General features: G+C 73.8%; 18 protein-coding genes. 8 read left to right on the top strand and 10 right to left on the bottom strand.

Going from position 1 to position 20,258, the window contains the following annotated elements:
• Positions 1-83: 83 nt before the first annotated feature.
• The 5 genes from ACLJWH_RS14030 (at position 84) to ACLJWH_RS14010 (ending at position 4,754) form a co-directional block, all read left to right on the top strand.
• Entirely contained in the window at positions 84-803 is a 720-nt protein-coding gene (locus ACLJWH_RS14030) for a CBS domain-containing protein (protein WP_411141989.1), read from the top strand.
• Positions 800-1,258, top strand: coding sequence for a Crp/Fnr family transcriptional regulator (locus tag ACLJWH_RS14025; RefSeq protein WP_411141988.1), 459 nt, complete (start codon positions 800-802; stop codon positions 1,256-1,258). The genes ACLJWH_RS14030 and ACLJWH_RS14025 overlap by 4 nt, the downstream gene beginning before the upstream one ends.
• A gap of 132 nt (positions 1,259-1,390) precedes the next feature.
• Positions 1,391-2,098 carry a response regulator gene (locus ACLJWH_RS14020; RefSeq protein WP_411141987.1) on the top strand — a complete coding sequence of 236 codons (708 nt, stop codon included), beginning with the start codon at positions 1,391-1,393 and terminating at the stop codon, positions 2,096-2,098.
• A gap of 167 nt (positions 2,099-2,265) precedes the next feature.
• Positions 2,266-3,279: a DUF1259 domain-containing protein gene (locus ACLJWH_RS14015; RefSeq protein WP_411141986.1), complete on the top strand. Its 1,014-nt coding sequence runs from the start codon at positions 2,266-2,268 to the stop codon at positions 3,277-3,279.
• An 89-nt stretch (positions 3,280-3,368) separates the two neighbouring features.
• A complete protein-coding gene (locus ACLJWH_RS14010) occupies positions 3,369-4,754 on the top strand; it encodes a nicotinate phosphoribosyltransferase (protein ID WP_411141985.1) in 1,386 nt (461 codons plus the stop codon).
• Positions 4,755-4,760: 6 nt separating this feature from the next.
• Here ACLJWH_RS14010 and ACLJWH_RS14005 read toward each other — a convergent pair whose 3' ends face one another.
• From ACLJWH_RS14005 to ACLJWH_RS13990, 4 genes are all read right to left on the bottom strand, one after another.
• Positions 4,761-6,515 carry a GAF domain-containing protein gene (locus tag ACLJWH_RS14005; protein ID WP_411141984.1) on the bottom strand — a complete coding sequence of 585 codons (1,755 nt, stop codon included), beginning with the start codon at positions 6,513-6,515 and terminating at the stop codon, positions 4,761-4,763.
• 107 nt (positions 6,516-6,622) lie between these two features.
• Positions 6,623-7,444 carry a polyphosphate kinase 2 gene (ppk2, locus tag ACLJWH_RS14000; RefSeq protein WP_411141983.1) on the bottom strand — a complete coding sequence of 274 codons (822 nt, stop codon included), beginning with the start codon at positions 7,442-7,444 and terminating at the stop codon, positions 6,623-6,625.
• 129 nt (positions 7,445-7,573) lie between these two features.
• A complete protein-coding gene (locus tag ACLJWH_RS13995) occupies positions 7,574-7,873 on the bottom strand; it encodes a DUF1876 domain-containing protein (protein WP_411141982.1) in 300 nt (99 codons plus the stop codon).
• 93 nt (positions 7,874-7,966) lie between these two features.
• Positions 7,967-8,731, bottom strand: a complete 765-nt coding sequence (locus tag ACLJWH_RS13990; protein ID WP_411141981.1) for a helix-turn-helix domain-containing protein — start codon at positions 8,729-8,731, stop codon at positions 7,967-7,969.
• A gap of 292 nt (positions 8,732-9,023) precedes the next feature.
• Here ACLJWH_RS13990 and ACLJWH_RS13985 point away from each other — a divergent pair, with 292 nt between their 5' ends.
• Positions 9,024-10,142, top strand: coding sequence for a sensor histidine kinase (locus ACLJWH_RS13985; protein ID WP_411141980.1), 1,119 nt, complete (start codon positions 9,024-9,026; stop codon positions 10,140-10,142).
• Between the two features lie 47 nt (positions 10,143-10,189).
• On the opposite strand, the gene ACLJWH_RS13980 is transcribed toward ACLJWH_RS13985, so the two are convergent.
• The 3 genes from ACLJWH_RS13980 to ACLJWH_RS13970 are packed head-to-tail and all read right to left on the bottom strand — an operon-like array spanning position 10,190 to position 14,931.
• Complete coding sequence (locus tag ACLJWH_RS13980) at positions 10,190-11,788, bottom strand: GMC family oxidoreductase (RefSeq protein ID WP_411141979.1); 1,599 nt, start codon at positions 11,786-11,788, stop codon at positions 10,190-10,192.
• 15 nt (positions 11,789-11,803) lie between these two features.
• Positions 11,804-13,465 carry an APC family permease gene (locus ACLJWH_RS13975; protein ID WP_411141978.1) on the bottom strand — a complete coding sequence of 554 codons (1,662 nt, stop codon included), beginning with the start codon at positions 13,463-13,465 and terminating at the stop codon, positions 11,804-11,806.
• Positions 13,462-14,931 carry an aldehyde dehydrogenase family protein gene (locus ACLJWH_RS13970; protein WP_411141977.1) on the bottom strand — a complete coding sequence of 490 codons (1,470 nt, stop codon included), beginning with the start codon at positions 14,929-14,931 and terminating at the stop codon, positions 13,462-13,464. Before ACLJWH_RS13970 ends, ACLJWH_RS13975 begins: the two co-directional genes overlap by 4 nt.
• A 240-nt stretch (positions 14,932-15,171) precedes the next feature.
• On the opposite strand from ACLJWH_RS13970, the gene ACLJWH_RS13965 reads away from it, so the two are divergent.
• A complete protein-coding gene (locus tag ACLJWH_RS13965; protein WP_411141976.1) occupies positions 15,172-15,678 on the top strand; it encodes a DUF6314 family protein in 507 nt (168 codons plus the stop codon).
• Between the two features lie 24 nt (positions 15,679-15,702).
• Here ACLJWH_RS13965 and ACLJWH_RS13960 read toward each other — a convergent pair whose 3' ends face one another.
• The gene (locus tag ACLJWH_RS13960) at positions 15,703-16,572 is read right to left on the bottom strand and encodes a class I SAM-dependent methyltransferase (RefSeq protein ID WP_411142212.1); all 870 of its coding nucleotides are present in this window, start codon (positions 16,570-16,572) and stop codon (positions 15,703-15,705) included.
• 329 nt (positions 16,573-16,901) lie between these two features.
• On the opposite strand from ACLJWH_RS13960, the gene ACLJWH_RS13955 reads away from it, so the two are divergent.
• A complete protein-coding gene (locus ACLJWH_RS13955; protein ID WP_411142211.1) occupies positions 16,902-17,288 on the top strand; it encodes an SCP2 sterol-binding domain-containing protein in 387 nt (128 codons plus the stop codon).
• An 86-nt stretch (positions 17,289-17,374) separates the two neighbouring features.
• Here ACLJWH_RS13955 and ACLJWH_RS13950 read toward each other — a convergent pair whose 3' ends face one another.
• Both ACLJWH_RS13950 and ACLJWH_RS13945 read right to left on the bottom strand, forming a co-directional pair.
• A complete protein-coding gene (locus ACLJWH_RS13950; RefSeq protein WP_411141975.1) occupies positions 17,375-18,919 on the bottom strand; it encodes an MFS transporter in 1,545 nt (514 codons plus the stop codon).
• Positions 18,916-20,223: an acetyl-CoA carboxylase biotin carboxylase subunit family protein gene (locus ACLJWH_RS13945; RefSeq protein ID WP_411141974.1), complete on the bottom strand. Its 1,308-nt coding sequence runs from the start codon at positions 20,221-20,223 to the stop codon at positions 18,916-18,918. Before ACLJWH_RS13945 ends, ACLJWH_RS13950 begins: the two co-directional genes overlap by 4 nt.
• Positions 20,224-20,258 lie beyond the last annotated feature (35 nt).

Raw genomic sequence — 20,258 nt, 5'->3', positions numbered from 1 at the left:
GGAGTGCCGCCCGCGAGAGCCGGGCCGCGCGGCCGCCGTCGGCACCGGCCGCCCGGCGGGGCGGGCGCCGAAGGAGGCGTGCGATGAAGCCACGGAGGGTCGGCAGTGTGATGACCGGCGACGTGGTCCGGGCGCTGCGCGCGACCCCGCGCGAGGACCTCCAGCGGTGGCTGGCCGAGTACGACGTCGGCGCGCTGCCGGTGGTGGACGCCGACGAGCGGGTGACCGGGGTCGTCTCCGCGGCCGATCTGCGGCGCGCCCGGCGAACCGGCGGCGCGGGACCGCCGACCGCGGGGGAGCTGATGTCCGTCCCGGCGATCACCATCCGGGCGGACGATTCCCTCGTCCGCGCGGCCCGTCTCCTGGCCGAGCACCGCATCGGGCGGCTGCCGGTCGTGGACGAGGAGGCCCGCCTGGTCGGCATCGTCACCCGGCGTGACCTGTTGCAGATCTTCTGCCGGCCGGATGCGGACATCCGCGACGAGGTCCTCGACGAGATCATGGTCCGCACCCTGTGGCTGAGCCCGCACCGGGTGCGGGTCTCGGTACGCGGCGGCGTGGTGACGCTGAGCGGCTGCCTGGAGAGCAGCGGCGACGCCGCCGTGGCCGTACGGATGACGCGCCAGGTCCACGGCGTGATCGCGGTGGTGGACCGGCTCACGCACCGCCGCGCGGCCGCCCACCACCAGCCGGGGGAGACCACCCCGCGCACCGCGGCCGCGCCCGGCCGGGGACGGTACAGCGGCGGCGGCCCGGCCCGCCAGGAGTCCCCGGCCGCCGCCCCGGGACGGAGGACGAGATGACCACGACCAGAAGTCTGCTCGACGTGCTGCCCGCCGGGACGTCCGAGCGGCTGACCGAGGTGGCGCGCGAGGTGTCCCTGCCGCGTGGCACCCGCATCTTCGAGGAGGGCCGCCGGGCGGACCGGTTCTGGGTCATCCGCTCGGGCCTGGTCGACCTCGACCTGCACGTCCCGGGACGGCGGGCGGCGGTCGTCGAGACGCTCGGCCGGGACGACCTGCTCGGCTGGTCCTGGCTGTTCCCGCCGTACCTCTGGCACCTGGGGGCGGCGGCCGTGCGTCCGGTGGATGCCGTGGAGTTCGACGCCACGGCGGTGCGCGCACTGTGCGAGGCCGACGCCGTACTGGGCCGCGCGATGTACCGCTATGCCGCGCAGACGGTGGCCGACCGGCTGCACCGCACCCGCACCCGGCTCATGGAGCTGTACGGACCACCGGGCAGCGCCGACCGCTGGTGACCGGCGGCGACGGGCCGGTGCCGGCGGCGGCCGGCATCCGGTGTGCGCCGCCCCGGCCGGCCCTGGCGCGCGCCGGGCACCCGCCGCACCATGGGAGACGGGGCGACGCCGGGCGACAGCGTGGAGGACGCCATGAGCGACACCGGACAGTTCTCACCGCGGGCGCCCATCCGGGTGTTCCTGCTCGACGATCACGAAGTGGTCCGCCGCGGTGTGCAGGACCTGCTCGACGCGGAGCCCGATATCGAGGTGGTCGGCGACGCGGGCACCGCCGACCACGCGCTGGCCCGGGTACCGGCACTGCGGCCGCATGTCGCGGTACTCGATGTGCGGCTGCCGGACGGTGACGGGATCACCGTCTGCCGGCAGCTGCGCTCGCGCCTGCCGGGTCTGGCCTGTCTGATGCTCACCTCGTTCGACGACGACGATGCGCTGCTCGACGCGATCATGGCCGGTGCGGCGGGCTACGTCCTGAAGGAGATCAAGGGCGAGGATCTGGTCGCCGCGGTGCGCACGGTCGCGTCCGGCCGCTCGATGCTGGACCCGGCGACCACGGCGCGGCTGATGAGCAGTCTGCGCGGCCCGGACCCCGGCGCGGAGCACGAGGAGAACGCGCTGTCCGGCCTGTCGCCGCGGGAGCGGGAGATCCTCGGCCTGATCGGCGAAGGGTTGACGAACCGTCAGATCGGCAAGCGGCTCTACCTCTCCGAGAAGACGGTCAAGAACCACATCTCCCGCCTGCTGGCCAAACTCGGCGTCGGGCGCCGCATCCAGGCGGCGGTCCTCGCCACCCGGGCGACCCCGCCGCCGGACCCGGAGGCCGGACCGCACCGGAACTGACGGCCCTGCCCCCGGCCGGACCCCGGCACCGGGCACCTCCCGCAGCGTCCCCGACGGCCACACGCGACTACGCCGACGGGGCGGAATGCCCCGGTATCTGGGGAACTGCGTGCTTTCATGGCGTCACCGTATGCCGTCAACGCGTGTCGTCACGGAGGTACTCATCGATGAGCCGAGGACAGCAGCAGGACCGGCGCGCGGGTGCGCTGATGGAGCGGCGACGGCTGCTGGCCGGGGCCGTGCTGGTGCCGGTGATGGCCGGGGCGGGCGTGGTCGCCGCGAGCTCCGGAGCCAGCGCGCTCAGCGGGCCGGTGAAGGGGAGGCCGGCCAAGCCGGTACCCACGACCGAGACGGACTGGCAGAGCGTCGCGGCGACACTGGGCCGGGCCGGCACGCTGATCCGGGGGGAGTACCACCACACCGCCTTCCCGCGCACCGACCTGCACGTGGTTTCCCAGGGGATCACCGTCCGACCGGCGCTCGCGCTCGGCTCCCATGTGTCCTTCGTCCGCTACAGCGACGGCATGACGATGACCATGGGCGATCTGGTGGTCACCGAATGCGAGTTGCAGCCGTTCAGCGATGCCGTGCACGCGCAGGGGTTCACCCAGACCGCGATCCACAAGCACCTGCTCGCCCAGAACCCCGACATCTGGTGGACGCACATCCACGGGCACGGACCCGACCCGGTGGCCCTGGCCCGCGGTGTGCGCACCATCCTCGATCACACGGATACCCCGCCCCCGGCCCGGCAGAGCGTGGCGCCGCCCCTCGAACTGGACACCGCCGGCATCGACGCCGCACTGGGCGTCAAGGGAACGAGCGACGGCGGCGTCTACTCCTGCGTCTTCGTCCGCCGCGAGACCGTCACCGACGGGGGCCGCGTCCTGCCGTCGGGCCTGGGAGCGACCACCAGCTTCAACTTCCAGCCCCTGGGCGACGGCCGGGCCGCGCTCAACGGTGACTTCGCCATGGTCGCCGGGGAAGTCCAGAAAGTTCTCAAGGCACTGCGCCGCTGCGGGATCGATCTCATCGAACTCCACAACCACGGCCTGACGGACGAACCCCGCTTGTTCTTCACCCACGTCTGGGCCGTGGACGACGCCGTCAGGCTTGCCCGTGCCCTGCGCGCCGCGGTGGACCTCACGAACAACGCGCCGGCCACCGACACCACCGGGTGACGAGCGGCGCCGGTGGGCTCTGACCGGCGTACCCCGGGCCGCCCGCGGCAGCTGCCGCGGGCGGCCCGGGGCCAGGGAAGGAGCAGCCGATGTCGGATGCCGCCACGACCGATCTGTACGAAGTGACCATGGCGCTCTCGTACCTCCGCGAGCGGATGACGCAGCCGGCGACCTTCAGCTGCTTCGTGCGCGACCTGCCGCCCGGCCGGGCCTTCCTGGTCGCCGCCGGACTGGAATCGGCCCTCGACTTCCTCGCCGGATTCCACATCGGGGCGGCGGACATCGACACCTTCGCCGAGACCCTGCACCGGCCGGCCGGTGACCTGGCACCGCTGCGGGACCTGCGGTTCACCGGTGAGGTCAGAGCCGTCCCCGAGGGACACGTCGTACTGGCCGGTGAACCGCTGCTGGAGATCACGGCCCCGCTGCCCCAGGCACAGCTCGTCGAGACGTTCGTACTGAACCAGCTCAGCCATCAGACCGCCATCGCCGCCAAGTGCGCACGGTGCGTCATCGCCGCCCGGGGACATCCGGTCGTCGACTTCTCGCTGCGGCGCACCCACGGCACGGCCGCGGGATTCCAGGTGGCCCGGCTCGGCGCCATGGCCGGTTTCGCGGGCACCAGCAACGTGGCGGCGGCCCATGCCGAGCATCTGACGGCGGTCGGCACCATGGCGCACTCCTACATCGAGGCGTTCGAGGACGAGGCGGCGGCCTTCACGGCCTTCGCCCGGTCCCATCCGGGACCGGTGACATTCCTGGTGGACACCTACGACACGGAGTCCGGCGTCGCGGTGGCGGCGCGGGTGCTGCGCGACCTCGGCCGCGCCGAGGGGTCCGCCATCCGCCTGGACAGCGGCGACCTCGGCGCGCTCGCGGTGCGCGCACGGGCGGTGCTCGACGAGGCGGGGCTGCACCGCGTCCGCATCGTCGCCAGCGGCGGGCTGGACGAATTCGCCCTGGACGACCTGACGGCGGCGGGGGCGCCGATCGACGTCTACGCCGTGGGCACCCGCATCGGCGTCAGCTCCGACGCCCCCTACCTCGACTCCGCCTACAAGCTCGTCGAGTACGACGGGCGGCCCGTGATGAAGCTGTCGTCGGCGAAGGTGACCGCGCCCGGCCGCAAGCAGGTGTTCCGCCGCCCCGGCTGCGCCGATGTGATCGGCCTCGCCGACGAGCCGCCGCCCGCGGACGGGGTGCCGCTCCTGGAGACGGTGATGCGGGACGGGGTGCGCACCGGACCGCCCGGCCGGCTGCCGGACGCCGCCCGGCGGCTCGCGGCCGACCTGGCACAGCTGCCGGAGACCGCCCGGTCCATCCGCTCCCCGACACCGGTGCGGGCGTCCCTCTCGGGCCCGCTCACGGACCTCGCCGCACGCGTCCGGCACCGGATCGAACACCGCGTCCGGGGCGCCGGCACCCCGCCCGGAGACGGCCGCCGCGCCCGGCAGCCGCCCCGGCACACCCCCTGAGGCACCTCAGGCGCCCGGCCGCGGCCGGGCATCCGGGCGGAGCGGTACGCGCCATTCCAGCCGGGTGCCGCCGTCCGCCGGCGCCTCGACCGTCAGCGCACCGCCCAGGCTCTCGGCCCGCCTGGCGAGGTTGCGCAGCCCGCTGCGGCGGCCGCCCGGAGGGATGCCCACCCCGTTGTCCGTGACCCGCAGCGCCAGCGTGCCGTCGCGCGCGGTCAGCGAGACGTCCACGCAGGTGGCGTGCGCATGCCGCGCGGCGTTGCACAGGGCCTCCCCGAGGACGGCGACGACATGGTCGGCGGTGTCCTCGGGGACGTCCGTGTCGATCAGTCCCGCCATGTGGAGGGCGGGCGGGAAGCCCAGGGCGCGGGCCGCCTGCTCCACCGCCGTGACGGCGCGGATCCGCAGCCCGTGGGCCGCGCGGCCCCGGTCGTGGGTGCGGAGCCCGAAGATGGTCGACCGGATGATCTTGATCGTCTCGTCCAGATCGTCCACCGCGCGCAGCAGCCGCTCGCTCGCCTCGGGATGGTCCACGAAGCGCACCGCGCTCTGGAGCGTCATACCGGTGGCGAAGAGCCGCTGAATTGCCAGATCGTGCAGGTCACGCGCGATCCGGTCGCGGTCCGCGAGCAGCGCGAGCTGCTCGGCGGACTGGCGCTGTTCGGCCAGTTCCATGGCGAGCGCCGCCTGCCCCGCGAACGTCAGCAGCGGTGCGGTCTCCGACGCGGTGAACGCGGCCCGCTGCCGGAGGCGGGCCAGCAGGAGGACGCCGCGCACCCGCTCACCCGTGATCATGGGAACCGCGACGGCAGGCCCCAGACCCGCCCAGCGCGGGGGACCCGCGGTGACCTCGGGATCGTGCTCGACATCGAGGCTGAGCAGGGGCCCGCCGGCGTCCAGGGCCGCGCCGGCGAACGAACCGTCCCGGGGCAGCACCAGACCCTGGTGCGCCTCGGCGTCGACACCGGACGCCAGAACCACGCGCAGGGCGTGGTCCCCGGTGGGCAGCGCGAGGACACCGAGATCGGCGGCGAGAATGCGCAGCGCGTGGTCGACGATCGTCCGCAGGACGTGCTTCTCGTCCGCCCCGGGCAGCAGACTGCCGGGCAGCAGACCGGCGACGATATCGCGGTGCGCCTCCAGCCACTGCTGGCGGCAGCGGGCCTCCTCGTAGAGCCGGGCGTTCTCGATGGCCATCCCCGCCGCCACGGCGAGGGTCGACAGCACCGTCTCGTCCTGCGCGTCGAACTCTCCGCCGCCCCGCTTCTCGGTGAGGTAGAGGTTGCCGAACACCTCGTCGCGCACCGTGATGGGGACGCCGAGGAAGGAGTGCATCGGCGGATGGCCCGGCGGGAACCCGTAGGACGAGGGGTGCTCGGACAGCTCCGCCAGCCGCAGCGGCACGGGGTGCCGGATCAGCTCACCGAGGATGCCGTGACCGGCCGGCAGCCCGCCGATGGCGCGCTCCTGCTCCGGGGTCACCCCGACGGGCAGGAACTTCGTGAGCCGGGTGCCCTCGCCGACGACGCCCAGCGCGCCGTACTCGGCGTCCACGACCACCACCGCCGCCTCGACGATGCGCCGCAGCACCTGCGGCAGGTCCAGCCCCCGGCCCACCGACAGGACGGCTTCGAGCAGCAGATGCGGCGCCTCCTCGCCGGGGCCGCGCCGTACGGCGTCGAGGCGCTCCTGAAGGTCCTCCGGCAGCGCGCCCAGCCGTCGCCGGGCCGCAGCACTCCGGGCGGTTCCGTTGTCGCCCACCGCACCTCCGGCCGTGGCCCGTACGCCACCGGCAGGGCCACACCTCCACGGTAATCGCCGTGGCCGGATGGGCACCTCGAACGGGGGCGGACGGCTGCCGCCCGCCCTCACCCGTGGAGCCCGGCGGCGTGATCGGGGACGTAGGTCTGGAGGCTGCGGGGCGGCCGTCGGTAGCCGGTGGCCGGCGGGCGCGGCGGCAGAGTGAGCACCGGCGGCGGGACGGCCTCGTACGGGACGGTCGACAGCAGGTGAGCGATCATGTTCAGCCGGGCCCGCCGCTTGTCGTCGCTCTCGACGACGTACCACGGCGACTCCGGGACATCGGTGTGCACGAACATCTCGTCCTTCGCCCGGGAGTAAGCCTCCCAACGGGTGCGGGACTCCAGGTCCATGGCGGAGAGCTTCCAGCGCCGGGTGGGGTCCGCGAGCCGGCTCCGGAACCGCTGATCCTGGACGTGGTCACTGACCGAGAACCAGTACTTGCGCAGCAGGATCCCGTCCTCCACCAGCATCCGTTCGAAGACCGGGCACTGCCGGAGGAACCGCCGGTGTTCCGCCGCCGTGCAGAACCCCATCACCTTCTCGACACCGGCCCGGTTGTACCAGCTCCGGTCGAACAGCACGATCTCGCCGGCCGCGGGGAGATGCTCCGTGTAGCGCTGGAAGTACCACTGGGTGCGCTCCCGCTCGGTGGGCCGGGGCAGCGCGACGATCCGCGTCACCCGGGGGTTGAGACGCTCCGCGACGCGCTTGATCGTGCTCCCCTTGCCGGCCGCGTCGCGCCCCTCGAAGACCACGGTGAGCCGGACGCCTTCGGTCCTGACCCACTCCTGGAGCTTCACCAGCTCGGTCTGCAACCGGTACAGCTCGTGCTCGTACCACGACCGGGGGAGCTTTCCGGGCTGCTCGCTGCCGTGATCCTGCGCCATGGGACGACGCTACGGAACATCGCGCCGTCCGGCACGGTGAGCCGGCCGCACCGGCCTGCGCGGCCGGCCCCGCACGGATCCGCCGCCGGAAGCGCCCGGCACCGGCGGCTCGCGTCGCTCGTGCCCCGTTCAGAGCGCCGCGTCGGCCCATCCGTACGGGGCCGGCCGCGCCCGGCCGGGCGGTGCGGCGCCGAGGCCCGCCAGGTCCTGGTCGGCCACCCGCATCAGCAGGCGGCCGAGGCCGGTCAGGGCGCGTCCGGCGGCCAGTTCATCGCCGATCTCCGGCACGTCGAGGTCCTCGGGACTGCACCGCGCGGTCCCGTGGCCGGTGACCGTCGAGGTTCCGGTGTCGAGCACCGCCCGCGCCTTGGTCGTCCCGTCCTCCTCGAAGAGATACAGCCGTACCGCCCATTCCACCGTTCTGGCCATGACTCCCCACTTCCTCCGCTGCTCGTCGTACTCCGTACCCAGGGCTTCGGGGCTTCGGATTCCGTCCTCCGTCCGCCGCGGAACCGCGGCACCTCACGCGTACTCACCGGAGTCCACGCCGGAGTCCACACCGGTGTCGGCTCCGGCGTCCGGGCCGGGCGCCCGGCTCCGGCGCCGGGAGCCCTGGACGCGGATCCGGCGCCCGGTGACCCGCTTGGGCCGGATGGCGATCCACTGCTGGCGCCCGCCGCCGACCCAGGGGGCCGTGTAGGCGTTCTCCTCCAGCGTGAGCAGTTCGTCGAGATCGGTGACCGCATGGGCCGGACCCACGACCAGGACACTCCAGCCCGCGCTGAACGCGTCGTCGAGGTGATCGACTTCGAGCGCGGCGTCATGACCGGCCGCGGCGGCCGGCCCGGCATCCGGTGCCGTCCGGTAGGCGATCAGTTTCCCGGCGACGGTGTAGTTCACCGGGAAGACGGCGGGCGCGTCCGCCACCGTCACCGCCACCCTGCCCACGCCATGGGTGGCGAGCAGTTCCCGGCACTCCGGCACGGTGAGGACCAGCACCTCGGGCCGGGCGGCGGCCCGGCCCAGGCCCGGCGGGAGCTCCGCCGTCCCGCCGACCAGCTCCTCGACGCTGGTGTCCAGGGCCTCGGCGAGACGCAGCATGAACCCCATACCGGGCGTGGCCGGCTGCTCCTCCACGTACCGGAGGTAGTCCGGCGCGGCGGCGGCACGGGCCGCCACCTGTTCACGGGTGAGCCCCAGCTGCTGACGGCGCAGCGCCACCCGGCGGCCCAGGTCGCTGGGCTCCTGGGCCGGCCCGGCCGGGGAGCCGGTCTCGTGGTCCGTCATCGTGGCCACATCCCTTCGCCGCGTCCGGGGGCCGACGGCCGCGGCCCGCACGCCCAGCCTGCGGCGCCGCGCCCGCCCGGCGCATGGGCCGACCGGTCCCCACCTGCCGGTCCCCGGCGGGCGGTGGCACCGGACCCGGCCTGGTGGGTCCGGCCGGGAACCCGCGGGTCCGGGTGGTGCGGCGCCGCGGCCCGGCGCCGCCGGGTGCCCGTCCGGCGCGCCTGCGTAGCCTCGTCGCATGGAGCACACGGGGACGCCCACGGGACCAAAGCGCCGGACATGGTGGTGCGGCGTGGCCGTGGCGATGATGCTGTTGCCCGCCCTCGCCGGACCGCCCGGCGCCTGGGCCCTGGCGGGCGCCGCGGCGGTGGCGCTGGTGGCCGCGATACACCCCGGGCCCATGAAGCGGATCTCGCCGGCCCGGTCCGCGGGTGTCACCGCGGGCCTCTCCGTGGTGCTGGATTTCGCCTGGTCCGGGGCGGCGGGACCGGTCCTCCTCTGGCTGCCGTTCGAAATGACCGCCCTGCTGGTACTCCTGTACCGGGTGGTCCGGCGGGAGCCCCGCCCCCGCGTCAGCCGGCTCGGCGGGCTGATCGGGACCGCCGTGGTCGTCCTGCCGCTGCGGATGACGCTGCACGCACCCCAGCTCGGGTGGCGGGAGTCGGTCTTCGTGGCGCTGCTGGCCTTCCTCCCCGCCGCGGGTGCGACGGGCGTCGGGCTCTACCTCCGGTCGCTGGACGACCGGCGGGCGCGCGCGGTGACCGAGGCGCTGCGCGACCAGCGCGGCGAAGTCGCCCGCGATCTCCATGACTTCGTCGCCCACGAGGTGACCGGCATCGTTCTGGAGGCCCAGGCCGCCCAGCTCGGCGACGGGGTACGGGAGCGGAACCACGAGCTCTACGCGCGCATCGAACAGGCGGGGACGCGGGCGCTGGACGCCATGGACCAGATGGTGCGCACCCTGCGCACGGGAGAGGGCGGGACGTGGGCGGAGCCGCCGGCCACCCGGCTGTACGGCCTGGCCGATCTGGCCGAACTGGTCGGCAGGTTCGCCGCGACGACCGGGGCCCGGACGGAGCTGAACCAGGAGGACGGCATCGCGGGTGTCCTGGCGCGGGAGGCCGACGACGCGGCGTACCGCGCGGTCCTGGAATCGCTGACCAACATCCGGCGGCACGCCCCGCACGCCTCACGGATCGCGGTGACCGCCGTACGTACCGCCGGCCGGGCGGTGGAGCTGACCGTCGTCGACGACGGCGGCGGGACGCCGGCGCGCACCCGCGACGGCGGTGGTACGGGGCTGGCCGGACTGGCCGAGCGGGTCGGCGCGCTGGGCGGCACGCTGGAGGCGGGGCCGCACGGCGGGGGCTGGCGGGTCAGCTGTGTGCTTCCGGCGCCGGCGGCCCGGTGAGGGGATGACCGCCGTCCGGGGGCGTTGCCGGTACTCCCCGGCGCCGCTCACGGGCGCTCGGCCCGCATGAGGTCCGCGCACTTCTCCCCGATCATCATCGTCGTGATGCACGGATTGACCGCCGTCAGGAACGGCATGACCGAGGCGTCGGCGACGCGCAGTCCGGTGACGCCCTGCACCCGGAGCTGGGGATCCAGGGGTGTCGCCGGGTCGTCGGGGGCGCCCATGCGGACGGTGCAGGCGGGGTGGTACACGGTGTTGTGGGTGGTGCGGATGTATTCGAGGAGGTCGGCGTCGGAGCGGACGTCGGGCCCGGGGGCGAGTTCGGCACCGGCCCAGCCGGCCATGGGGGCCTGGGAGACGATGTCGCGGGCCAGGCGCAGACCGTGGGTCATGACGCGTACGTCGTGCTCGTCGGTGAAGTAGCGCGGATCGACCCTGGGCTTGTCGCGGAAGTCGCGGGTGCGCAGCCGGACGGTGCCCAGGGAGCGGGCGCGGGTGACGTTCGGGGTGAGGCAGAAGGCGTTCTCGGAGGTGGGGTAGCCGCGCCGGTAGGTGTTCATGTCGAAGGGCACCGAGCCGTAGTGGAACATCAGGTCCGGGCGGTCCAGGCCGGGTTCGGTGGCGGCGAAGATGCCGATCTCCCACCACTGGGTGGACGAGGTGACCATGGGCTGCCGGGCGTCCCACATGATCACGCCCTCCGGATGGTCCTGGAGGTGGGCGCCGACGCCGGGGGAGTCGACCAGCGGCTCGATACCGGTGGCGCGCAGATGTCCGGCCGGGCCGATGCCCGACAGCATCAGGAGCTTGGGGGAGTCGATGGCGCCGCAGGAAAGGACGACCTCGCGGCGGGCGCGGACGGTGCGGGTGTGGATCAGGTCGGGCGAGAGGTAGTCGACGCCGGTGCACCGCCGGGCGTCGTCGAGGACCAGCCGTTTGGCCTGGACCCCGGTACGGACGTCGAGGCGGGGCCGCTTGCCCAGGACGGGGTGCAGATAGGAGACCGAGGCGGAGGAACGGGTGCCGTCGGGGCGGCAGTTGATCTGGAACCAGTTCGCGCCGCGGAGGACGGTCCGGCCGGTGTTGAAGGGGGTGGTGGGGATACCGGCCGCCGCGCACGCCTCCAGGAGGGCCACCCCGCACGGGTCGTGGGGCGGGACGGTGCGCAGGGTCACCGGGCCGCTGCGGCCGTGGTGGTCGCCGGGGGCGTCGTTGGTCTCCAGCCGCCGGAAGAGCGGGAAGCAGTCGGCCGCGCTCCAGCCCGTACAGCCCAGCGCGCGCCACTCGTCGAGGTCCTCGGCCGGGGCCCAGAAGGCGATGCAGGAGTTGTGCGAGGAGCAGCCGCCCAGCACCTTGGCGCGGGCGTGCCGCAGGAAGCTGTTGCCGTTCTCCTGCGGTTCGACCGGATAGTCCCAGTCGTAACCGGATTCCAGCAGCGCCATCCACCGGTCGAGGCGGAGGATGGCGGGGTCGTCGACGTCGGAGGGGCCGGCCTCCAGCACACAGACGCTGACGGCCGGGTCCTCGGACAGCCGGGCGGCCACCACCGCACCGGCCGTACCGCCGCCCACCACCACGTAGTCGAACTCGTCCACCGGGGTCCGGTCCGCACGGTTCTCGTCCACAGGGGCCTCTCGGGGCATGGTGCCGTCTCCAGGTCAGGGGATGGTGGGACCGGCAGGAGCAGTGGGGGCGGCGGGGTCGGCGGGGTCGGCGAGAGCGGCGTGACCGGCCAGCACACCGGTGCGCTTGCGCTGGACGAACCAGTAATAGGTGAACCCGCCGAGCCCCACGATGCCGATGAACAGGAAGGCGCCCCAGCGCAGATACCAGTGCTGCGGACCGGTGGCGTTGTAGACCACGGCACGCGGCCAGGCGAGGTTGAGGGACATCCCCGCGCCCCACAGCACGGCGAGGATGTTCACCGGGAGGCCGAACTTCCCGAGCGAGAACTTGCCCTTCGCCGGTGTCCAGGTGCCGCGCAGGCGCTTGACCAGCATCGGCAGGGTGACCAGCAGATACGCCAGGTAGATCATGATGATCGCGATGCTGGTGAGCACCGAGAAGATCTGCGGCTGGTTCACATTGAGCACCAGGATGCCGATCGCCACCAGTCCGATGATGACCGCGGGCAGCACCGGGGTGCGGAAGCGCGGGCTGACCTTGGCGAGCAGCGAGGCGGCGGGGAGGTTGTTGTCCCGGGCCATCGCGAACGCCAGCCGGATGCCGGCGGTGTGCACCGCCAGTTCGCACACGGTGATCGCGATGACCACGCACCACAGCACCAGCTGCCCCATGGTCGAGCCGAGCGTCACCAGCACCACGTACTGGAGGCCGTCCACGGTCAGCCGCTTGGAGTGCAGATCGGGCGCCGCCAGGAGGGCGAAGAGCAGGATCGCCCCGCCGATGAGGAACGAGGCGATCAGCGCCCGCAGGATCGCGCGGGGCGCGTTGCGGCCCGGGTCCGTGCACTCCTCGCCGAGCGACGAGGCCGTGTCGAAGCCGTACATGACATAGGCCGAGGCCAGGGACGCGGTCAGGAACGCGCCGAGGTAGCCGAACGGCTGACCGCTGCCCAGGCCGTGGGTGTCGAGTACGGCGCTGGGGCCGCGGGTGGTGTGCGCGGCCAGCAGGATGATCAGCACGATGGCGGCGATCAGCTCGATCGTGACGCCCGCGGAGTTGATCCGGGCCATCAGTTTGACGCCGAAGGCGTTGACCAGGGTGGTGAACGTGACGAGCACGGTGCCGAGCACCACCGCGTTGGCCGCCGCGTCGGTCCGGCCGGTGCCGTTGCCGATGAACTGGAACCACGAGGAGATCTGCGGCAGCGTCACCTGGTAGGCGAGCGCCACGGCGGAGAGCGAGACCATGGTGGCGGTCAGCATCATCCAGCCGCCGAGCCACCCGACGTGCGGACCGCCCAGCCGCTTGGCCCAGTTGTAGATCGAACCGGCCACCGGGTAACGGGCGGCCAGCTCGCAGAAGCACAGGGCCACCATCAGCTGGCCGAGGAAGACCATCGGCCAGGACCACCAGTAGGCCGGGCCGCCGTGGTTCACACCGAAGTAGAAGAGCTGGAAGGTGCCGGTGAGGATCGAGATGTAGCTGATGCCGGCGGCGAAGGTGTGGAAGTTGCCCAGGGTGCGCTTGAGTTCGGGCCGGTAGCCGAACTCGGCGAGCGAGTCGTCGTCGTGCGCCGTCCCGGTGTCCGTACGCGCGGCGCGCGTCCCCGGCCGGGCGCCGGAGCGGTCGGATCCGGGGCGGGCGGGCCCGGGGCGGTCGGGTTCGGCGGGGGATCCGGAGCCGGCCGCGCTCACTCGAACCACCGCTGCGGACGCGGCGCCGTGTTGCGCCAGACGTGCTTGGCCTCCTGGTACTCGGCCAGCCCCGTCGGCCCCAGCTCCCGCCCGACCCCGGACTGCTTCATACCGCCCCATTCGGCCTGCGGCACATAGGGGTGGAAATCGTTGATCCAGACCGTGCCCGCGCGCATCCGGGCGGCCACCCGGCGCGCCCGCCCGGCGTCCTGCGTCCACACCGCCCCGGCCAGGCCGTACACGGTGTCGTTGGCGAGCCGGACGGCCTCGTCCTCGGTGCGGAACCGCTCCACCGTCAGCACCGGGCCGAACGACTCGTCGCGCACGACGGACATATCGGGGGTGCATTCGTCGAGCACGGTCGGCAGATAGTAGAAGCCGTCCCGCAGCGCCGGGTCGTCGGGCGGCGCACCGCCGCAGCGCAGCACGGCGCCCTCGTCGAGGCCGGCCGCCACATACGCCGCGACCTTCTCACGGTGTGCCGCGGAGATCAGCGGGCCGGTGCGGGCGTGCTCGTCGAACGGGCCGCCGAGCCGGATCCGCCGGGCACGGGCCACCACCTCGTCCACGAACGCGTCGTGCAGCTCGTCCTGGACGAGCAGCCGGGCGCCGGCCGAGCAGACCTGCCCGGAGTGCAGGAAGACCGCCATCAGGGCGTGGTCGACCGCGGTGTCGAACTCGGCGTCCGCGAAGACGATGTTGGGGTTCTTGCCGCCCAGTTCGAGGGCGATCTTCTTCACGGTGGGCGCGGCCGCCGCCATGATGCGCCGTCCGGTGACCAGCCCGCCGGTGAACGACACCATGTCCACCCGCGGGTCCTGGGTGAGCGGCGCGCCCACGGCGGGCCCGGCGCCCAGCACCAGGTTGGCGGCGCCGTCCGGCAGCCCGGCCTCGGCCAGCAGCCGCATGAGGTGGATGGCGGTGTGCGGGGTCAGCTCGCTGGGCTTGAGGATGAAGGTGTTGCCGGTGACGACGGCGGGGGCGACCTTCCAGGCCGTCTGGAGCAGCGGATAGTTCCACGGGGTGATCAGCGCACAGACACCGACCGGCTCGTGGCACACCGTGCTGTCCGTCTCCGGCCGGCCGGTGTCCACGACCCGGTCGGTACCGCCGGCCGCGCCGAGGTTGCCGAAATAGCGGAAGCAGTTGGCGATGTCGTCCATGTCGTAGGCGCTCTCGACCAGCCGCTTCCCGGTGTCCAGGGATTCGGCACGGGCCAGCTCCGCCTTGTCGCGCACCAGCAGATCGGCGACCCGGAGCACCAGCCGGCCCCGTTCGGCGGCCGGGGTCCCCGGCCACGGCCCGTCGTCGAAGGCGGTACGGGCCGCGGTGATCGCGGCGGCGGCGTCCTTCGGCCCGCCCTCGTCGACGGTCGCGACCGGTGTGCCGTCCGCGGGGCAGCGGATCTCCCGTACCTGCCCGTCGGCCGCTGCGGTCCACTGACCGCCGATGAACAGCTCCGGCATGGTCGTGCCTCCGGTCTCCGGTCCCGTACGAGACCGCCGTGGCGGGCACGGTGCCCGAGCGACGGCATACGGCCCGCCGGGGCGCCGGGCGGCCCGGCCGGGCGGGCCTCGGTGACGGTCTCTGCACCGAGAGTAGGACGGCCGGAGCGGGTCCGCACGGTACGCGGGGCCGGGGGAGGGGCACGGATGTGGCGGGGGGTGGCGCGGCGCCGGGCGGGGGCGGCGGGGACCATGGTGTCCATGCGCACAGAGCCCGACCGCCCCGCCCCGTACCCCGTCCCCGACGTGGCGGCGTATCTCGCCGGCCGCTGGTATGTCGCACGCACCGTCCAGGATCTGCGGGCCGGCGCCGAGGGCAGTTTCCGCGGCCTGGCCGACTTCCGGCCGGATCCCGCGGGGGACGGGCTGCTGCACACCGAGGAGGGCGAGCTGACCTGGGGCGGGGCGGTGCAGCCGGCCGGCCGTACGCTGCGGCTGCGCCCCCGGCCGGACGGCACCGCACAGGTCGCCTTCGCCGACGGCCGGCCCTTTCACGACCTCGACCTGCGCGGTGGCCGGTGGACCGCCGCCCACCCCTGCGCCGCGGACCGGTACGCGGGGACCTTCACCGCCGTCGGCGCGGACGCCTGGCACCTGGTGTGGCGGGTCGGCGGCCCCGCCAAGGACCAGCTGCTGCGGTCGGTCTACCGGCGCGCGGCGGACGATGCCACCCTCGCCGACGCGCCGGACCGGCTTCCGCTTCCGTAGCGCCGCCACCGCGCGTGCCACCGGCTACGCCGGGGCCGTACCCCGGTCACCGGGCCGGGCACCCGGCGGGACAGGGCCGTCCGCCGGTTTCACCGCCCGCACCGCGTACAGCAGGGGGATGGCCGGCTCCGACGGCGGCAGGCGCCACCAGCCGTTGTCGGCCGGCACCATGGCGTCGAAACGCTTCCAGGGCAGCAGCTCGGTCTCGCGGACCAGCTGGACGGTCAGCCCGGCGCCGGTGACGGCCGAGACGACCTCGCCGATGCCGTGCCGCCACTCGTAACTCGTCGTCGCACCCGTCAGGGGCGGGCCGTCGGTGTAGGTGCGCGGTGTATCGCTCCTGATGGGGCCGCGGCCGCCCAAGTAGTCGTAATGGAGCCGGAGCTGCTGCGGGTCCGGGCTGGTCGTCGGGCCGAGCGCGTCGAGCAGCGGGTGGAACTCGACCAGGTAGAAGGTGCCGCCCGGCCGCAGCAGCGAGCTGACGACACCGGCCCAGACGGTCAGATCCGGCAGGTAGCACAGGGCCCCCTTGCCGGTGTAGATCACATCGAAGCGGCGGTCGCCGAGCGCCGCCACGGCCCGGTGGACATCGGACCGGACGAACTCCACGTCCCGGCCCGCCGCCGCGGCGAGCCGCCGGGCCTCGGCGACCGCCGCGGCGGAGAAGTCGAGTCCCACCGTGTGCGCCGCACCCCGTTCGGCGAACGCGGCCGTCTCGGTGCCCAGATGGCACTGGAGATGCAGGACGTCCCGCCCCTGGAGGCTGCCGAGATCCGTCCATTCGAATGGCGCGAACCAGTCCTCGGTGGTCCGGGACCCGTCCAGGCCGTAGAACTCGCTGGCGACGTGGACGGGGGTGCGGGCGTCCCAGTTCGCCTGGTTGGCCCGCAGCATCTCCTCGGTCGACGGCGTCCCCCCGGCCGCCGGTGCCGCCTCGGCGGACGGCGCGGCCCCGGTCATCGGCTGACTCTGCTCTGTGGTCATCCACCTCTTCTACCGGCCCGGCGGCCGGCCGGCCAGACCGCCGGACACCCCTCCGAGCGGGGGCGTCACCGCCTCCCGGTCGGTCCGTCACCTGCTTGCCGGGCCCGCTGCCGCACCGTAATCTTACTTACTGGTAAGTTTACTTTTTGGTAAGGAGTGTCTCCGTGGCCGACGATGTGCGTGCCCTCCTGGCCCGGCTCGACTTCGCGAGCGTCACCCCCGACGAGTTCGCGAAGATCATGAAAGGGCTGACCAGCGGGCAGATCGACGAGATCGCGCACGGCGAGCTGCGGACGCGGGTGCTCGGCGAGGTCTTCGGGCGGATGGAGCGGCAGTTCCGGCCGGCGGCCGCCGGCGCGCTGAGCGCCCTGATCCGCTGGCGGATCACCGGTGAGTCCGAGGTGGTCTACGAGACCACCATCGCCGACGGCGTCTGCACTGTCCGCGAGGGCCTTACGGACACCGAGGCGCAGCTGACGCTGACGATGGGCGACGCCGCGTTCCTCAGGCTCGTCTCCGGCAACGGCAACCCGGTGACGATGGTCCTGACCCGCAAGCTCAAGGCGTCCGGCGACCTCGGCCTCGCCGCCGGGCTGAACCGCTACTTCGACATCCCCAAGGCGTAGCGCGTGCCGCCGGAGCGGCACCCGGCCGACGGGGCGGACAGCGCTCCTCGGCTGCCGCGGCAACGCACTCCGGCCGCGGTCACTCCTCAATCGAGCACCGGGAAGCGGCGCGGGGCCAGGAAGAGCGCGGCCACGGCGAGGGCCGCGGCCGCCGCGGCACCCACGTAGACCCAGTCGACGGCCGTGGCGAGGGCGTCGCGCAGCGGCCCGGCGGCCGAGGCGGGGGTGGCGGGGGAGGCGAGAGTGCTGGTGAGGGTGTCGAGGGTGCGGTCCCCGGCGGACGGGAGGCCGGAAGAGACCGCCTGGAGGCGGGAGTTGAGGATCGTATTGGCCAGGGATCCGAAGACGGCGGCACCGATGCTGGAGCCGAGCTGGCGGCAGAAGAGGATCGAGGCCGTCGCCGTACCGCGTTCCGACGGGGGGACCGTCGACTGGACTCCGACGATCAGGGGGAGCTGGGTGATGCCGAGGGCGGCGCCGAGGGCCAGCGAGACGAGGGCGGGCAACCAGGGACTGCGGGTGCCGGAGAGGGCGGGGAAGGCCAGCAGGACGGGGCAGGCGACGGCCATGCCGGCCATCGCCGACTGACGGAACCCGATGCGCCGGTAGACGTGCTGGCTGAAGGCCGCGGAGACGGGCCAGGCCACCGACATGACGGCCAGCACGAAGCCCGCCCGCAGGGGATCGAGGCCGAGCACGGACTGGGCGTAGGTGGGCAGGAAGACCGTCGGGGCGATGGTCAGCACGCCGAGCGCCGCCATGGCCAGATTGGCGGCGGCGATGGGGCGACGGCGCCACACCCAGCTCGGGAGGACGGGGTCGGCCGCCCGCCGCTCGATCACGACCGTGGCGGCCAGCAGGGCGGCGCCGGCGCCGAGGAGGGCGAGGGACGGCACGGAGAGCCAGGGCCAGGCGTGCCCGCCCTCGACGATGGTGGTGAGCAGAACGCAGCCGGTGAGGAAGAGTGCCAGTGCGCCGGCCCAGTCGACGGGCGGGCGCCCGTCGGCGCGCTCGCGGGGCGGCTCGTGCAGGCGGCGCGCCAGCAGGAGGAGGGAGACCAGGCCGAGCGGGACGTTGAGCAGGAAGATGAGGCGCCAGTCGGCCCAGGCGGTGATCAGGCCGCCGACCGCGGGCCCGAGAACGGCGGAGCCGGCCCACACGGAGGAGATGGCGGCCTGGATCCGCGGGCGTTCCTCCAGGGAGTACAGGTCGGCGGCGAGGGTCTGGACGGTGCTCTGGACCGCGCCGCCGCCGAAGCCCTGGACGATGCGGAAGACGACCAGCGCGGCCATGTTCCAGGAGCCCGCGCAGAGCGCGGAGCCGGCCAGGAACAGCGTGATGCCGAACAGCAGGACCGGCTTGCGCCCCAGTGTGTCGCTGAGCTTGCCGTAGACCGGCAGGGACACCGTGCCGGCCAGCAGATAGCCGGAGAAGAGCCAGGAGAAGTACGAGAATCCGCCGAGGTCGCCGACGATCTGCGGCACGGCCGTGGCGACCACCGTGCTGTCCAGGGCGGTCAGCGCCATCGCCATCATCAGGGCGACGGCGATGGCCCGGCGGCCGGGCGGCGCGGCCGGGCCGCCCGCCGTCCGTCGCGGGCTCGCGGTGTGCGGTTCCCCGGCTCCGCTCACCGTGCGCTCCCCTGGTGCGCCGGGCCGCCGGGACGGTAGCCGCCGGTCATCAGGGGCACGCCGAGCAGCGGTTCCAGACGGCTCAGCAGCTGCTCGGAGGTCCGTTCCAGGGCCGTCCGGTCGGTCTCCTGGACGATGAACCGGGCCAGTGCCTGACCGCGGGCCACTTCGCTGCCGGGACCGGTGCGGTACTCGCCGAAGCCGATGACCTCCTTCACCGAGGGGTGCTCGGCCAGTGGTGCCAGGGTCGCGCCGGGGCCGAGCCGGCCGGCCTCGCGGGGGATGACGACGCGGACCGCGGTGCAGCCGGCCCGGGGGAGCGGCGCGGGGACCTCGTCGGACCCGTCGAGGACGGCCAGCAGTGCGGCGTAGACCTCCTGCCCGGTGGCGTGGCGGTACGCCGCGGGCAGGCCGCCGCCCATGACCCGGGGGTTGAACTCGACGAGGACGGGCCCCCGCCGGGTGACCATGATCTCCAGGTGGAAGACCCCGATGTCGGCACCGATCGCCCGGCAGACCCGACGGGCGTACTCCCAGCAGGCGGCGGCCTGGTGCGCCGCCAGGTCGGCGGGGATGAACGAGCCGAGGGCGGTGACCCCGTCGCCCGCCCAGCGGAAGCGGCCGCTGATGCAGAGCGGGAAGAACTGCCCGTCCCGTGCGCCGATCTCCGCCGACACCAGCTCCCCCACCAGGAACTCCTCGACGAGGACGCCGCGCCGGAACTGCCCGCGCCAGTCCTCCGGAATCGCGTCGAGACTGTGCTGCCACGCGCGCCAGGCCGCCCTGGCCTCCGCCGCGTCGTGGACGATCCGCGCGAGCAGCCCGGCCGCCCCGGAGGGCGGCTTGAGCACCACCGGGTAGCCGATCCGCTCCGCCGCCGCCAGCGTCTGGGCCTCGTCGGTGGCGGTCGCGAAGCGTGCGGAGGCCAGGCCCGCGGCCTGGAGTGCCGCCCGGCAGCGGTCCTTGCGCCGGGCGAGGAGCACCGCCTCGGGGGAGGTGCCCCGCAGCCCCAGTGCCCGGCAGGCCGCGGCCACGGCCTCGGCGGACATCTCGTGCTGCGTGGTGACGAAATCGATGGGGTGTGCCGCGTGGCACTCGGCCAGGGCCTCGGTCACCGCGTCGTCGTCGGTGGTGACCAGCCCGTCGACCAGGCGGTCGACGGACGAGACCAGCGCCAGGTTGGCGTCGGTGAGCGGGTACTGGGTGTGTGCGGACTGGAGATAGGTGACGCGGTGTCCGGCCTCCTTGGCCAGCCTGATGGCCTGGAGGGCGGGGGGATTGGAGTCGACGAAGGCCAGGTGCATGGAATTCCCGGTGGGACAGGGTGGGTTGAGGACGC

The organism is Streptomyces sp. x-80, assembly GCF_046549095.1.
GTDB classification, from domain to species: Bacteria; Actinomycetota; Actinomycetes; order Streptomycetales; family Streptomycetaceae; genus Streptomyces; species Streptomyces celluloflavus.
The sequence above is the reverse complement of the archived record's forward strand: the minus strand, read 5'-3'. Positions and strand labels throughout refer to the sequence as shown.